Origin of the sequence: Streptomyces sp. SID13726, assembly GCF_010548375.1 — a bacterium.
Taxonomy (GTDB): Bacteria; Actinomycetota; Actinomycetes; order Streptomycetales; family Streptomycetaceae; genus Streptomyces.
This window is the reverse complement of sequence record NZ_JAAGLY010000015.1, coordinates 64,040-79,376: the sequence shown is the minus strand read 5'-3', so window position 1 is coordinate 79,376 and position 15,337 is coordinate 64,040. Positions and strand designations below refer to the sequence as shown.

Sequence of the window (15,337 nt, the reverse complement as noted above, 5' to 3'; positions counted from 1 at the left end):
GTCCCTCAGTCCTTCAGTCCGGCGTTGATGTCGGCGTTCATGACGTAACGCTGGAACACCAGGAAGACGGCGATCAGCGGGATCATGGAGATGACCGAACCGCCCAGCAGCACCGACCAGTTGATGTTCTGCGCGCCGACCAGGCTCTGGATGCCGATCTGCACGGTGAACTTGTTGGGGTCGTTGAGCATCAGCAGCGGCCAGATGTAGTCGTTCCAGCGCCACTGGAACGACAGGATGGCGAGGGTCAGCATGATGGGCCGGGAGATCGGCACCATGATCCGCAGGAAGATCGACAGTTCGCGGGCGCCGTCGATGCGTGCGGCCTCGATGAGTTCGTCGGGGACCGTCAGGAAGAACTGGCGGAACATGAAGCATCCGGTCGCGGTGAGCACGGCCGGGAGGATGATGCCGGCGAAGGAGTTGTAGAGGCCGAGGTTGCGGACCACCAGGAACTCCGGGGCCAGCATGACCTCGGACGGCAGCATCGTGGTGGCCAGGATGCACATGAAGAACACCTTGAGCCACTTGTTGTCGTACTTGGCCAGCGCGTACCCGGTGCAGCAGCTGACGCCCACCGTGAGGAACGTCGTGATCACGCACACGATGGCCGTGTTGATGAAGTACTGGGCGAAGTTGGCGCTGTCCCAGGCCGCCTTGTAACCCGAGAGGGTGGGGTTGTGCGGGAGCAGCGTCAGCGGAACGGAGAACAGGTCTCCGGCCGGTTTGAAGGAGCTGAGGATGAACCACAGCACCGGCAGCCCGTAGAGGAAGGCCAGGATCCACAGCAGGGTCGTGGCGGGCACCGCCCGCCGGAGCCCGCCGCTGCCCGCGCTGCCGGACCGCTTCCTGGAAGGGACCCGGCCGGAACCGGCGGCGGCCTTGGGCGGCGTGTCAGTGGTTGTCATCGGTTCTCCACCCGCCGGTTGACGATCAGCTGGATGACCGCGACGGCCATCAGGATGAGCATGAGCACGAAGGACGCGGCGCTCGCGTAGCCGATCTGGCCCCGGTTGAAGCCGGTCTGGTAGATGTACTGGACGAGCAGGTTGTTCGACGTCCCCGGTCCACCGTTGTTGAGGGAGACGAAGAGCGGGTACTCCTTCATCGAGTTGATCGTGTTGAGCAGGATGACGATGAAGGACGTGGGCGCGATGCTCGGCAGGGTGATGCTGATGAACTGCCGCCAGGGGCCCGCCCCGTCGAGCGAGGCCGCCTCGTAGTACGAGGTGGGGACGTTCTTGATGGCCGCGATGAACAGCAGCATCGAGAAGGCCGTGCCGCCCCAGGCACCCGCCATCACCACGACGCCCAGCGACAGGTCGGCGTCCGACTGCCACGCGATCGCGTGTCCGCCGAGCTTCTCGATGATGTAGTTGATCAGTCCGAAGTTCTCACCGAACAGCCACCGCCACAGGACGCCCACGACGATGGGCGAGATGAGCCACGGGATGAAGAAGAGGACCCGCGCGATCGACTTGCCCTTGGCCTGGTCGCTCACCAGCAGGTTGGCGATGAGCAGCGAGAGCACGAAGTTCAGCGGGACGACGAGCACGGTGTAGAGCAGGGTCCGGATCAGCGCGTCGTAGAAGGTCGAGTCGCCGATCAGGTTGTTGTAGTTGTCCAGTCCGACGAACTGGAACGCCCCCACTCCCGTGTAGTTCGTGAAGGAGTAGACGAGCCCGATCACCGCCGGCCAGACGAAGAACAGCGAGAAGAGCACGACATTGGCCGCGATGAGGACGAGCGGCGCAAGGGTGTACTTACTGCGTCTCCTGGGCGAGCTCGGCGGGCTCGCGGTCACGTCCGAGGCGCGTTTTGTCATCTTCCTGTCTCCGTGCTGGTGGATTGGATGGCCGTGGGCTCCGGTCATGAGCCCGGCCTCACGCGGGCGTCCGGGGCCGGGCGGCGGTGTCCGCGCACCGCCGCCCGGCCGGTGGGCCTACGATCAGCCGCCGACCTGCTGGTTGTAGCCGGCGACGATGTTCTCCAGGGCCTTGTCGGCCGACTGCTGGCCGTTGATCGCCTTGCCGAGCTCCGTCTTGGTCGGGTCCTCGGTGAGGCTCTTGCCCTTCAGCACCCAGTTGGTCTGCGCGCTGTTGAAGTAGCCGGAGATCGGGGCGTAGAGCGGGATCTCCTCGTTGTAGAGCTTGAACGCCGCCTGCGCCGCCTCGGACTTGAAGGGGTACGTCGGGTTCAGACCGCTCTCGACCGGCAGGAAGCCGGAGGCCTCGCACAGCGCCTGGTAGTGGGCCGGCTCGTACAGCCAGGACAGGAACTTCGTCGCCGCCTTGGAGGCGTCGGCGTTGTTGTTGAAGCCGACCGTCATGCCGCCGCTGTTGACGTCACTGGCCTGCACCGGCTGGGCCGGGGTCGGGACGCTCGCCCACTCGAACTTCTTGATGCTGTCCGCGAAGGCGGGCACCTGCCACACGCCGGACCAGTAGGCGACGACGTCACCGCTCTGGAACATGGCGGACGGGTCGGCGCCGCTGGTCCACACCGACTTCGGCATGGTCTTGTCGTCGTTCCAGCCGACGAAGGTGTTCACGGCCTTCTTGGTCGCCGCGTCCACCGAGAACTTGCCGGAGGAGTCCGCGTGGACGTACTTGCCGCCCATCTCGTAGACCATGGCGCGCAGCCGGGACGGCGACTGGTCGAAGGTCAGGGAGTACTTGGCGCCGGTCTTCTCGCGCACCTTGTTCGCGGCCGCGATGAAGTCGGTCCAGGTCCAGGTCTTCGACGGCTCGGTCGGGAAGGACACGCCCGCCTTCTCGAACAGCGACTTGTTGATGAACAGGCCGGACGCGGTGACGTCCGAGGGGATGGACAGCACCTTCCCGGACGAGTCCTTCGCGAGGAAGTTGGCGTTGATCTTGTTGGTCTTGTTGTTGGCGATGGAGCTGAGGTCGACCAGCTTGTTCGACCAGATCGGGTCCAGCGCCGGCACGGCCGCCACGTCGGGCAGGGAGTTGGCCTGCGCGGCGTTGTGCAGCTTCGTGGTGTAGCCGTCGTAGGGAATGTTGACGAGCTTGACGGCGACGCCGGTTTCCTTCTTGTACTGCGCGACCATCTTCTTCCAGCCCGCGTCCTGCCCCGGAACCGTGGAGATCCAGAACGTCAGGGACTTGGAGGTCCCTCCCGAGCCGGACCCCGACCCGCAGGCGGAGAGCAGCAGGGCACCCGCCGAGGCGGCGGCAGCGAGGGAAACCAGGCGGCGCATGCCGCCGCGGCCGAGACGGCGATTGCGCCGCACACCCACAGTGGTCATCTTCGATCCCTTTTTTCGTCGTAGGAGACGGAGCACGGCGCCGACCGAGCGGCACGGGTGCATTTTGCAGGAAGGTTTGCTTTCCGAGGGCGCGGCCTCGCCCGGCCGCGTCATCCTGACGGGAGAGGGTCCCCGGCCGCTGTGGCCGTCACCGCACGGGCACGCCCTCGTGCGGTTGCCGTACGTCGAGTACGGGCGGGACGCTCGCCCCAAGTCGACGTCCCGGCCGACTTAGAAAGCGCTTGTCCGGACATTGGCAGACCGAGTCCGAAACCGTCAATCCTTCGTCCGCGCCGCCTCGGTCACGGTTTGGACTCCTCTGGCGACCGCGAGCCGGGCCGCGCCCACCACGGTGCCTAGATCACCGACCTGGCTGCTGACCACCTCGGTGGGCCAGCTCAGCCGCTCCAGCTCGGCCCGCACACCCGCCAGGAGCTGCGGAAACGCGCCGGTGCTGCCGCCCAGGACGAGCAGTCCCGGGTCCAGTACGGCGGTCACGGCGGCGGCCAGCCGGCCCACGTCGACGGCGTGTCGGTCGACGATCGCGCGGGCCACGGCGCTGCCCTCACCGGCCAGAGAAAACAGCCGTTCGGCCGTACGCGGGCACGAAACGTCGGATTCCGGCCATGCTTCGGCGGCCCGGCGCAGCAGCGAGCGGGCACCCATGTACTCCTCCAGGGCCTCGTGGCGGGGCTCCAGGTCGTCGTCCCAGGGGTAGGGCAGCCGGGCCAGCTCTCCCGCGGCGCCGTTGGCACCGGCGAGCACCTGGCCCCCTACGACGATGCCGAGACCGATACCGACGCCGATCCGCAGATAGCCGAAGGTGTGCCGGTCCCGGGCCGCACCCTCGTGCAGCTCGGCGAGGGCGGCGCAGTTGACGTTGTTCTCCAGGTGGACGGGGACCCCGGGCGGCAGCGCCACGGCCACCGCGTCGAAGACGGGCCCGGCCTTGGCGGTCGCCGGGCGCACGGTGCCCTCCTCGGCCCGCGCGGTGACGTCACCGACGGCCACCACGATGGTGCGCAGCGGGGCGTCGGCGGGCAGCGCGGACAGGGCGTCCCGCACCACGTCGGCGGCTTCCTCCCGGGGTCCGGTGGCCTCGGCGAGCAGGCTGCCGTCGAGGGCGCAGCCGCGCACCCGGGTGACGGCCGGGCCGAGGTCCACGGCGAGCACGGCGCCCGCGGCCGGGCCCAGACGGTAGACGGCGGCGTTGCGGCCGGTCCCGCTGGAGGCGGTGCCGGAGTGGGCGGCCAGATGGACGCCCTCCAGCTCGGCGACGGCGGAGGACACCGTCGGCTTGGACAGCCGCGCGAGGCTCGCGAGCTGCGGCCGGGTCGCGGTTCCGGCCTGAGCCAGCACCGCGAACACCGAGCTCGCGCTCTCGGTCAGACGGGGGGTTCTTACCACGTCGTGTTCCACACTTCCCCCAGGTCACAGGTTGTTCTCCGGGGCCGAGCGGCTCGGCGGGAGACAGCGATGGGTTTACTCGGGCGTCGTGCGTTCCCGGGCCGGAGCGGATGCCCGGGAAGCCGAGTGCGTGACGCCTATTGACACGCACTGTACTTCGTTAGTTAACTTCCTAACGAACGTCACGGTACTCGCCTGCCGTGTTCCGTCAGAGGCCCGTCCCGGGGCTTCCCTAGTTCTTCAACTGCCATGCCTCCAGGCACGGTTCGCCCACCGTCGCAGCACCTCGCGCAACGACGAAAGAGGATCCGTGCAGGACCCTGTAACCGCCGTTGCCGGCCCTGTGGTGGTCGGCATCGATGTCGGCGGCACCAAGACCCATCTCCGCGCACTCGCGGGCGGCGCTCTCGTGGCCGACCACGTCCGCTCCAGCAGCGGCTGGCGGCCGCACGACCCCGTGGCCGCCGCCGGCTGGCTCGCCGCGCTGGCCGCCGAGGCGCTGCCGGCGGGCACCCGCCCGTCCGCGCTCGCCGTCGGCGGGCACGCCTGTGAGACCCCGCGCCAGTGCGAGCAGATCCGCACCGCCCTCCAACTGCACTTCGACGCGCCCGCGCTGGTCGTGGGCGACGCCGAACTGCTCGTGCCCGCGGCGGGCCTGGACAAGGGGGTCGGCCTCGTCGCCGGCACCGGTTCCGTCGCCGTGGGCCGCTTCGCCGACGGCACCCCCGTGCAGGTCGGCGGCTGGGGTGCGCTGCTCGGTGACGAGGGCGGCGCCGCCGGGCTCGTACGGGAGGCCGTACGTGCCGTGTGGGCGGCTCATGACCGCGGTGAGGAGCCCGACGCGCTGGCGCTCGGGCTGCGGGCCGCGTTCGACGTCCCCGACGTGCCCGCGCTCGGCGGCGCCCTGGAAGGCGTCACGCGGTTCTCGGCGGACTGGGGCCGGTGCGCGCCGGCCGTGTTCGAGGCCGCCGCGGCCGGTTCGTCGCTCGCGCGCGAGGTGATCGAGGAGGCGGGCCGCGCACTGGCCGCGCTCGTCGAACGGCTCGCCGCCCGCGGGGTGGTGGTCGACGACGTGGTGGTCGCGGGCAGTACCGTCCTCGCCCAGCCCCCGCTGTACGACGCGTTCGTCTCGGCCCTCGCGGCCGGGGTGCCCGCTGCCCGGCCCACTCCCCTGCGCGCTCCGCCGGTCGAGGGGGCCGTGGCGATGGCCCGTTCACTTCTGTGACATGTTCCGGTCGCCGAGTCTCCTCCACTTCGACATGACTCGCCCGTAGATCTTCGCTCGTACGACTTCAGAAAGCGCATTCGAGGCTCAGGTCGTCCGGCGCATCATGAGTCGCACCCGCACCACCACCCCCCGGCCGCACGGCCGAAGAACTCAAGAGAGGCCCACCCATGCCGTCATCCGCCGGGCAGCGCTCCCCCGCGCCGGTCGCCGAACGTGCCGTGAACCGCCGAGGGTTCCTCAAGACCTCCCTGGGCGCCACCGCAGGTGTCGTGGCCGCGCCCACCCTCGTCAGCTGGCTGGCCGCCGCCGACGCGAAGGCCGCCACCGCCGCTGCCGCGTTCGTGGACGACTACAAGACCAACGTCCTCACGAACCTGACGCCCGAGACCAACGCCGTGGTGCGGGTCCTCAGCGGCTTCTCCAAGGTGTGGAAGACCGGCGACGCCTGGAACACCGGCACGCCGCTGCGCCCCGAGGTGCTGCGCGCCAACATGCGCTACTGCGCCCGTATCACCAAGGCGCGCACCGAGGCGCAGGCGAAGGAGGCCTTCCTCTACGACCGCCAGCACCAGAGCTACGCCATGATCGGCGCCCTGGGCCCGCTGGCCGGCCTCTACCGCTCCGGCGCCAAGGCGGTCACCTCGATCACCAGCGCGCCCGACACCACCCCCGCCACCACGATCAGCGACGTCGTGCCGGCCGACGCCCCGGCGGGCTCGGCGATCGGCGCGGGCTCGTACGACTCCGCGCTCGGCCAGGTGGCCAAGCTGGTCGACACCGTGCGCGGCCCGTACGCCTCGGGCAACCCCGGCAAGTACGCCTTCCAGTACCCGCGTCCGTGGCGCATGAACGAGAAGAGCCAGGTCGTCGACACGGGCGTCAAGGACGCGCTCGGCTTCCCGGTCTACGACTCGGAGGTGGTCGTCGCCACCCAGCTGCTGCGTCAGCGCAGCACCTCGCCGGTGGACGACGGCGGCTTCCCGAGCGGTCACACCAACGCCTTCCACCTGGCGGGCCTGGCGTTCGCGTACGCGGTGCCCGAGCGCTTCCAGGAGCTGGTGACCCGGGCGTTCGAGCTCAGCCACACCCGGATCATGTCGGGCATGCACTCCACGGTCGACGTGATCGGCGGCCGCATCATGGCCACCGCGCTGGCCGCCGCCACCCTGGCCGACTCGGCGAACGCCGACCTCAAGGCCGCGGCGCGGGCGCAGGCGCTCGCGTACTTCACCGAGCGGACCGGCACCACGGCCGACACCCTCTTCGGGTACGTCCACTCGGACGCCGGCGACCGGTACGGGGACCGGGACGCCAACGCCCGCTCCGTCAAGCCCCGGCTGACGTACGTGCTGACCCGGGACGGCGGCAACAAGCCGTTCACCGTGCCCAAGGGCGCGGAGGTGCTGCTGGAGACCCGGCTGCCGTACCTGGACGCGGCCCAGCGCCGTGAGGTGCTGCGCACCACGGGCCTGCCCTCGGGCTATGTCCTGCTCGACGGCTTCGAGCAGTGGGGCCGCCTGGACCTGTTCACGGCGGCGGACGGCTACGGCTCCTTCGACTGCGACATCACCGTCACGCTCGACGCGAAGTCCGGCGGCTTCCACGCGGCCGACAGCTGGCGCAACGACATCGGCGGCCGGGGCGGTCTGACCAAGCGGGGCAGCGGCGCGCTCACCCTGACGGGCCACAACGACTACACCGGCGGGACCGTCCTCAAGGAGGGCACGCTGGTCGCCGGTTCGGCCCACGCGCTCGGCCACGGCGACGTGCGGGTGCAAAGCGGAAAGCTGCGCCTGGACCACAAGTCCCTCCAGGTCCACGGGACGTACACGCAGGACTCCGGGAAGCTGGAGCTGACCCTGCGCTCCGGTCAGGAGCCGGTCCTGGAGGTGACGCGGCGCGCGGTGCTCGGCAAGGGCAGCGTGCTGTCGCTGAAGCTGGACGAGAAGAAGCCCCCGAAGGCCGGGCACACGGTCCGGGTGCTCGGCGCTCCGGTGCTGCGTGGCCAGTTCGACCGTATCGAGCTGAACTCCGACAAGCTGCGGGCCGTACCCGTCTACACGGCGGAAGGTCTGTCGGTACGACTCCTGAAGCGGTGACACCCGCGGGGCGGGAGCTGATGCGAGAGTGGCCCTCATGAGGCACCTCCGGATCGCTCCCGCCGCCGCCCCGTCGGTGTCACGGCGGGGCTGAGATGACGAGCGAGCAGCAGTTGGTCCTGGACCCGGCCCCCGAGTCCGGGACCCGCGACGACGAGGAGCGACGGCCACGCCCCGCCCGGCGGTGGCTGGTGCCGCTCCTCGTCGTCGTTCTGCTGGCGCAGATGGCCGCCGTCATGGTGACGACCGCCGTCCGGCAGACCCCGACGATCGACGAGCCGGTCTACGTGGCCACGGCCGCCGAGTACCTGCACGGCCAGGGCATCCGCTACAACCCCGAACACCCGCCGCTGGGCAAGCTGGTGATCGCGGCCGGGGTGGCGCTCGCCGACCCGCACGTGGACACCGCGTTCGACGGGCCCCAGATCGACCTCGGCCCGCATCTGCTGTACGAGTCGGGCAACGACCCCTGGCGGCTGATGCTGTGGGCCCGGCTCCCGGTGATCCTGCTGACGCTGCTGTTCGGCCTGGTGGTGTTCGCCTTCGCCCGGGAACTCGCCGGAAGGGCGGCGGGCCTCGCGGCGCTGGCCCTGTACGCCTTCTCCCCCGACGTCGTCGCCCACGGTTCGCTGGCCACGCTCGACGTGCCGACGGCGGGCTTCCTGCTCACCTCGGTCTGGCTGCTGTGGCGGGCCAGGACCCGGCCGCGCCTTTACGTCCCGCTCGCCGGACTCGCCCTCGGCGCGGCCCTGGCCACGAAGATGAGCGCGCTCCCTGCGGTGCCGGTGTTCCTCGGGCTGACCGCCCTCTCGGTGTGGACGGCGTGCCGGGGCGCCGAGACCCGCCGCAGGCTGCTCCAAGTGCTGGCCGGGACGGCCGTGGTGGCGGTGGCCGCGGTCGCCGTCGTATGGGCGTCGTATCTCGTGGTCGACCCACGGCTGCGGTGGACGTCCCAGGACCCGGTGCCCGCGGTGCACGGGCTGCGCGGGACGCTCACCGGCCTGCTGCCGTTCCCGTCGGCCTACACGGACGGGATGCGCATCCAGTTCCACTTCGAGAACCACCCGTGGGAGGGGTTCCTCTTCGGGCGGGTGTACACCGGGCACCTCTGGTACTACCTGCCGGCCGCGATCCTGGTGAAGACCCCGCTGGGCCTGCTGGCGCTGTGGGCCGCGGGTGCCGTGGTCATGGTGGCGGTACGGCGGCTGCGGCCCGCCGCGCCCTATCTGCTGGTGCCCGCCGCGGTGCTGCTCGTCTCCGCCATGACAGGGGTACGGGACTTCGGTACCCGGTACACGCTCTTCCTGCCCATGTTCCTGACGGTGGCGGCCGGTTGTGTCCTGGCGGTACGGCGGCGGTGGGCGGTGGTCGCGACCGGGGCGCTGGTGCTGTTCGTGGCGGTCAGTTCGGTGCGGACCTTTCCCTATTATCTGCCGTACTCCAACGAGGCGTTCGGAGGTCCCGCCCGGACCCATCTGCGGCTGCACGACTCCAACGTCGACTGGGGCCAGGACCTCGGCAGGCTCGCCGACCGGCTGCGGGAGCGCTATCCGGACGAGCGGGTCTGGCTCGTCTACAAGGGCAGCGGAGTGCCGTCGTACTACGGCATCGAGGCGTCGGATCCGCGCCGGGTCCCGGTGGACGAGGTCCGCGGGCTGCTGGTCGTGTCGGACTCCTCGGTTGCCAAGGCGAAGGGGCGGCTGGCCGAGTTGATCGACGGCAGTCGGCCCGTCGACGAGGTCGGTCACTCGATCACGATCTATCGGCGGTGACCACCGTGCGGTGCGGCGGGCGCGGGTGCCCGGCGGAGCGCGTGCCGGAAGCCCTCGGCGCTCACGTGCGGCATGGCCCGGCTCGTCACCCGGTAGCGGCCGTTGGGGACTTGACGGGACCTGGTGATGTGCACGGTGAGCGGGCCCGCCCATTCGTAGCCCCGGCGCTCGCCGTGCCGGGCCAGGGTGTCGGTCAGCTCCTGGCCCACGTCGCCGACGCGGCGCGCGAGTTCGTCGTACGCGAAGCCGGCGAGCTGGACGTCGTACGCGTTCGGGACGACCACCCGCTGTTCGCTGCACACGACCACGTTGCTGTCGCACTCGTTTCGCAGCGCTTCGAGGAGTTCGACGGGCTCACGGTCGAGGAGCTTCGCCCAGAGGGCCTCCCAGCCGTGTTCCATGGCCTGTTCCAGTGTGGTCAGCGCGCCCATCGCCGGTCACCTGCCGGGGGTTCCGGTGTCGCCGGGGGTGTGCGGGCGGTGCTGTTCGGGGGCGGTCATGCCGGACTGCTCCTCGGGTCGGCGACAGGGCTTGCGCGGGGACGGGTTCCCGTTCGGCGGGCGGGTATCCGTGTCCTCGGGCGGTTGCCGGAAGCCCGCCTACAAGCGCTGGTCACCGGGTGTGTGAGCTATGTTGACTCACCGTGGGAGACAAAGGAGGCGCCTCGGTGCCATCGCCGCAGCAGGCACGCGCACAGGCATCCGCGATCACCTCGGGCAAGACCGCACCGGAGTCGGAGGCCGCCCCGGCCTCCCAGCTCAGGACGCTCTTCGACAGGCCCCGGCTCTCCCCGGGGCAGCGGCGCATCGCGCAGTATCTGATCGAGCACATCACCGAGGCGGCGTTCCTCTCCATCACCGATCTCGCCGAGCGCGTGGGCGTGAGCCAGCCCTCGGTGACCCGGTTCGCCGCGGCGGTGGGTTTCAGCGGCTACCCGGCGCTGCGGGAGAAGCTCCAGTCGATCGCGCTGGGCACCCTGGCCGGCGGGCCGGTCGCGGACGAGGAGTCGCGCGGCAACGAACTCCAGGCCGCGGTCGACACCGAGATCGAGAACCTGGAGAACCTGCGGCGCGACTTCGCCGACCCCGACCAGGTGATCGCACTCGGCCGCAAGCTGTCCGCGTCGACCCCGCTGACCATCCTCGGCCTGCGCATCTCGGCGTCGCTCGCGGAGTACTTCGCCTACGCGGCCCGGCGCATCCACCCCGACGTACGGCTGGTGACGCGCGGCGGGAGCGTCGCCTACGACGCCCTCCTCCAGTCGCGCGAGGCGGGCGGCACCTGGCTGCTCGCCTTCTCGATGCCGCGGCACGCGCAGGAGACTCTGACCGCCCTGCGGGTGGCCCGCAGCGCCGGTCTGAAGGTGGCCCTGGTCACCGATCTGGCGCTCGGTCCGGTGGCCGACGAGGCGGACGTCGTCTTCAGCACCGGCACCGGCTCCCGTCTGGTGTTCGACTCCTACGCGGCGCCCGGGGTGATCGCCGCCGCGCTGCTCCAGGCCATGACAGACGCCGATCCCGAGCGCACCCAGGCACGGCTCGAGGACTACGAGCACATCTCCGACCAGCACCAGTTCTTCCTCAGAGACTGACCCCACCCCCGGTCATTTCGGATTTCAACGGGACATCCATGCCTAAATCACGCATGAATGTTTTCATACGCCTTGCAAAGCGGACGGCATATATAAATACTGCTCACGGATCACATCCGCCCGAGAAAGCCGACGGTCCACCCATGCGCACCCCGCACCAACCGCCGCGCGGGCGCCGCCCTGACCTCCAGGGCTCCTGTACGAACACCGTGAGCCGTCGTCTCCTACCCGCGTCGGCGCCCGCGGTGTTCGGTGGGGCATCGCCTGCACGCGAGCCCGTGGCGGCCCCGGTCATCCCCTAGACCGGGGCCGCCCCCACCAGTCGGACCACCCTCACGACGCCGCACACCCGGAAGCGATGACGATGACCCTGACGACGACGCGGACCACCACCCGTACCGGCCCGGACTGGCCCTGCCAGGTCAAGTCCCCCGGCAGCTACGACTGGGAGCGCTCGGCGGCCAAGTGGCTGCGCGAACTGGTGCCTGCGCGGTACGCCAGCTATCCGGCGCTGATCCGCCACCCCGTCCTGCTCGCCCGGCACGCGCAGATCCAGGTCCAGCACGAGATCCGGGTCGCGCGCACCGCCCTGCAGACCGCGCGGGCCGACCTGCCGGCGCTCGGGCTGCCGGAGTCGGTCATCGAGCACACGATCAAGCTGTACGCGGCCGAGGTCCTCCAGCTCCAGCACATCGCCCGCAGCGTCCGCGCGGTCAGCCAGGCCCTGGTCGACCACTACCACGGGCGCTGACCGTCCCGTCGGGCATGACCCACGCCGTGCGTGGGACCCGTGGTGAACATGAGCACCACCGACGTACGGCGCGGCGATCCGGTCACCACTGTCCTCACGTGGGAGGTGCGTCCCGGCCGGGAGCGGGAGTTCGAGCGCTGGACACACGGCATCGCCCGCTGCGCGAGAGGCTTCCCCGGCAACGAGGGCGTCTCCTGGCTGCGCCCCGAGGACGGTCACCGCTTCCACGCGGTGCTGCGCTGGTCCGACGCGCACCGGCTCACCGCCTGGCTGGAGTCCGACGAGCGGGCGTCGTGGCACGCGCGGATCGGGGACATCGCCACCGAGATCGACGGTGAGCGCCAGTCGACGACCGGGATGGAGACCTGGTTCAGCCTGCCCGGCACCACGGTCCGGCCCCCGGTGCGCTGGAAGATGGTCCTCACCACGTTCCTCGGCGCCTTCCCCTGCGTACTGCTGATCCAGTGGCTGGTGACGCCCCGTACGGCGGCCTGGCCGCTGCCGCTGCGGGCCGCCGTGTTCCCGGTGGTGCTGCTGCCGGTGCTGACGTATCTGGTGATGCCACTGCTGAGCCGGCTGTTGCGGAGATGGCTGTATCCGCCGCCCGGCCGATGACGCAGGGTGAGACCCGGGGCATGGCCCGGAGCCTGGCCCGGAGTCGTCGACCGGGCGCTTCACCGGTGTGTGCGATGTGTGTGCACAAGAGCGCGATCGGGGCGTGTCGTATGTGCGATGCTCATCGCGTGACGAGTGAGCCCGCCGGCACTTCTCACGCCGGCACCGCGCCCGACATGGCAGCACTGGCCAAGGTCGTGGCCCGGCAACGTGCCGAGATGGACCGGCTGCGGGACCAGGCCGCCACCTCGGCGGTGCTGGAGCGGGCCAAGGGCGCGCTCATGGCCCTGACCGGATGCGGCCCGGACGCGGCCGGTGAGGATCTCCTGCAACGTGCCAAGGCCGGTCACCGTACGTTGCTGGAGGAGTGCTGGATCACCCTCGGCGCGCTGGTGCCGCCGCTGCCCGGGGCCACGCCGGGACTTCACACCGCCGCTCCCCTGTCCGCGGTCCCCGGACCGGCGGGACCCACGTCGCAGCGCCCGCACACCGGTGCCCCCGCGGGCCGGAGTCCCACCGAGGCGGACGACGGCTTCACCGCGCTCGGCCGGCTCGGCAAGGCCCTCGTGCATGTCGCCACGCCTCACGACCTGGCCCGTTGTCTTCTGGACGAACTCGCGGCGGACGTCGAGGCCGACGCCCTGATGCTGTTCCGTTCCCTGCCCGCGGGCGGGCTCGAACTGATCGGTCACGCGGGCATCGACGACACCCTGGCCGCCCAGTGGGCCCAGGTGCCGCCGCTCAGTGGCATCACCGCGCTCGCCGCGCTGCGCGCCCGGGAGGCCCGCTGGCTGGAGGACTTCGCGGCGGACCACGAGGAGTACCTGCTCATCGGGGAGCCGCCGCAGCGCTGGCTGTCCCGTGCCTGGCTGCCGGTGCCGACCGGGGACGGGGCCGACGTCTGCATCGGGGTGCTGCGCGCACGGAGCGGACCGTTCGCTCCGGCGCACCGGCAGCTGCTGCGGGCCGTCGCCCGGCTGTGTGCCGGCTGGCTGCGCTCCTTCGGCACCCGTCCCGAGCAGCACGCCGGTGCCGCGGCCGCCGCCACCCAGCCGGTGTTCGACTCGCTGCCGGGTTCGGCCATACTGCTCGCGCCGCTGCGCGGTGCCTCGGGAGAGGTCGAGGACTACCGCATCGACGCCGCCACCGCGGGGGCGGTCGACGTCGTGGGCCGCACCGGCCGCCAGCTGCTCGGGCGGCGGATCCTGGAGTGCTTCCCGAGCATGGCGGAGGAGGCGGTGTGGCACGGCTGCCTGCGGGCGCTGACCACCGGAGAGCCGTACGAGGGTGAGCCGTTCGCCTACCAGGAGGTGGTGGACGGCACCGCCGAACTCTCCCTGTACGCCGTGCACGCGGCCCGGTTGGGCGGCGCCCTGGTCGTCACCTGGGTGCGGCACGACTCCTCGGACCGCCAGGAGCAGCGGCTCGCGGAGGTGCAGCGGCTGGGGAACCTCGGCTGGATGAACTGGAACCTCGCCACCGACGAGGCGAGTTGGTCCTCCCAGGCCTTCGTCGTACTGGGCCGGGACCCCGCGCTCGGACCGGTCCGGCTGGCCGCTCTGCCGGGGCTCGCGCAGCCCGAGGACGCCCCGGTGCTGGGGCTCGCGGTGCGGGAACTGGTGCGCGCGGGGCGGCAGTTCGACGTGCCGTTCCGGGTCCGGGCCGGGGGCGAGGTCCGTCATCTGCGGATGGTCGCCGAGGTCGTGGCGGACACCGAGGGCAGGCCGGTCGAGGCGCACGGCTTCGTCCAGGACCTCACCGCGCAGCGCAGCGCCGAACTGGCGCTCGTCGAGAGCGAGCAGGCGATCCTGACCCAGCACGGCGTGCTGCGCGCCGAGCGGACCCTGGCCGCCCGGCTCCAGCACGCGCTGCTGCCGCTGCCGACCCGGCCGGTACGGCTGGCGGGGCTGCGAGTCGAAGTGGCCTATCTGCCCGCCCAGTCCGGGATCCACGTCGGGGGCGACTGGTTCAGCGCCATCGAACTGCCCGACGGGGAAGCCCTGTTCGTGGTGGGCGACGTCGCCGGGCACGGTATCGACGCGGTGGCCACGATGGCCCAACTGCGCTTCACCGCCAAGGGCATGGTCATCACCGGCCAGTCGCTGACCGGCGCGCTCGCCCGTCTCAACACGCTGCTGCTGCACTCGCGCGACTCCCACGGCACCGCGACCATGGTCCTGGCCCGCTACGAACCCGGCGAGCACTGCCTGGTCTGGGCGCAGGCCGGGCATCCGCCGCCGCTGCTGGTGCGCGGCGGGGAGGTGCGCTACCTCACCCGCCCGGGCGGCATGCTCCTCGGGGCCTGCACCGACCCGGACTTCGAGGAGGCGCGCTGCGTCCTGGAACCGGGCGACCGGCTCCTCCTCTACACCGACGGCCTGGTCGAGCGGCCCTCCGAGGGCATCGACCAGGGCCTGGAGCGGTTCGCCGAGGCGGTCGCGGCCCATCACGGCGACGAACCCGGCTCCCTGGTGCCACTGTTGACGTCGGTGCTGGAGAGCGAGCGGCGCGACGACGTGTGTGTGGTGGACATCCGGGTGCCGACGGGGCCGGAGTGAACCGCCGAAGCCAGCCCGGTAATTGAGGTCACAGCCGCCAGGACA

12 protein-coding genes are annotated in these 15,337 nt (G+C 71.0%); 7 read left to right on the top strand and 5 right to left on the bottom strand.

Features of this window, described 5'->3' with window-relative positions:
* Window positions 1-5: 5 nt before the first annotated feature.
* The 4 genes from G3I78_RS31855 to G3I78_RS31840 form a co-directional block, all read right to left on the bottom strand.
* Window positions 6-908: a carbohydrate ABC transporter permease gene (locus tag G3I78_RS31855; RefSeq protein ID WP_164430939.1), complete on the bottom strand. Its 903-nt coding sequence runs from the start codon at window positions 906-908 to the stop codon at window positions 6-8.
* Window positions 905-1,825 carry a sugar ABC transporter permease gene (locus tag G3I78_RS31850; protein WP_164430937.1) on the bottom strand — a complete coding sequence of 307 codons (921 nt, stop codon included), beginning with the start codon at window positions 1,823-1,825 and terminating at the stop codon, window positions 905-907. Before G3I78_RS31850 ends, G3I78_RS31855 begins: the two co-directional genes overlap by 4 nt.
* Before the next feature lie 123 nt (window positions 1,826-1,948).
* Window positions 1,949-3,271 (bottom strand): extracellular solute-binding protein, encoded by a 1,323-nt coding sequence (locus G3I78_RS31845; protein WP_164430936.1) that lies wholly within the window; start codon window positions 3,269-3,271, stop codon window positions 1,949-1,951.
* Between the two features lie 276 nt (window positions 3,272-3,547).
* A complete protein-coding gene (locus G3I78_RS31840) occupies window positions 3,548-4,678 on the bottom strand; it encodes an ROK family protein (RefSeq protein ID WP_343243899.1) in 1,131 nt (376 codons plus the stop codon).
* 310 nt (window positions 4,679-4,988) lie between these two features.
* On the opposite strand from G3I78_RS31840, the gene G3I78_RS31835 reads away from it, so the two are divergent.
* The 3 genes from G3I78_RS31835 (at window position 4,989) to G3I78_RS31825 (ending at window position 9,777) form a co-directional block, all read left to right on the top strand.
* Entirely contained in the window at window positions 4,989-5,903 is a 915-nt protein-coding gene (locus tag G3I78_RS31835) for a BadF/BadG/BcrA/BcrD ATPase family protein (RefSeq protein ID WP_164430932.1), read from the top strand.
* Between the two features lie 170 nt (window positions 5,904-6,073).
* Window positions 6,074-8,005: a phosphatase PAP2 family protein gene (locus G3I78_RS31830; protein ID WP_164430930.1), complete on the top strand. Its 1,932-nt coding sequence runs from the start codon at window positions 6,074-6,076 to the stop codon at window positions 8,003-8,005.
* Window positions 8,006-8,229: 224 nt separating this feature from the next.
* Window positions 8,230-9,777: a phospholipid carrier-dependent glycosyltransferase gene (locus G3I78_RS31825; protein WP_239158181.1), complete on the top strand. Its 1,548-nt coding sequence runs from the start codon at window positions 8,230-8,232 to the stop codon at window positions 9,775-9,777.
* Here G3I78_RS31825 and G3I78_RS31820 read toward each other — a convergent pair.
* Window positions 9,765-10,208, bottom strand: a complete 444-nt coding sequence (locus G3I78_RS31820) for a DUF3662 domain-containing protein (RefSeq protein ID WP_164430928.1) — start codon at window positions 10,206-10,208, stop codon at window positions 9,765-9,767. The genes G3I78_RS31825 and G3I78_RS31820 overlap by 13 nt on opposite strands.
* Before the next feature lie 236 nt (window positions 10,209-10,444).
* Here G3I78_RS31820 and G3I78_RS31815 point away from each other — a divergent pair, with 236 nt between their 5' ends.
* The 4 genes from G3I78_RS31815 (at window position 10,445) to G3I78_RS31800 (ending at window position 15,292) form a co-directional block, all read left to right on the top strand.
* Entirely contained in the window at window positions 10,445-11,368 is a 924-nt protein-coding gene (locus G3I78_RS31815; RefSeq protein ID WP_164430926.1) for a MurR/RpiR family transcriptional regulator, read from the top strand.
* 358 nt (window positions 11,369-11,726) lie between these two features.
* A complete protein-coding gene (locus G3I78_RS31810) occupies window positions 11,727-12,119 on the top strand; it encodes a hypothetical protein (protein WP_164430924.1) in 393 nt (130 codons plus the stop codon).
* Window positions 12,120-12,167: 48 nt separating this feature from the next.
* Window positions 12,168-12,734, top strand: coding sequence for an antibiotic biosynthesis monooxygenase (locus G3I78_RS31805; RefSeq protein ID WP_164430922.1), 567 nt, complete (start codon window positions 12,168-12,170; stop codon window positions 12,732-12,734).
* 176 nt (window positions 12,735-12,910) lie between these two features.
* Window positions 12,911-15,292, top strand: coding sequence for a SpoIIE family protein phosphatase (locus G3I78_RS31800; RefSeq protein WP_164431220.1), 2,382 nt, complete (start codon window positions 12,911-12,913; stop codon window positions 15,290-15,292).
* Window positions 15,293-15,337: the final 45 nt, after the last annotated feature.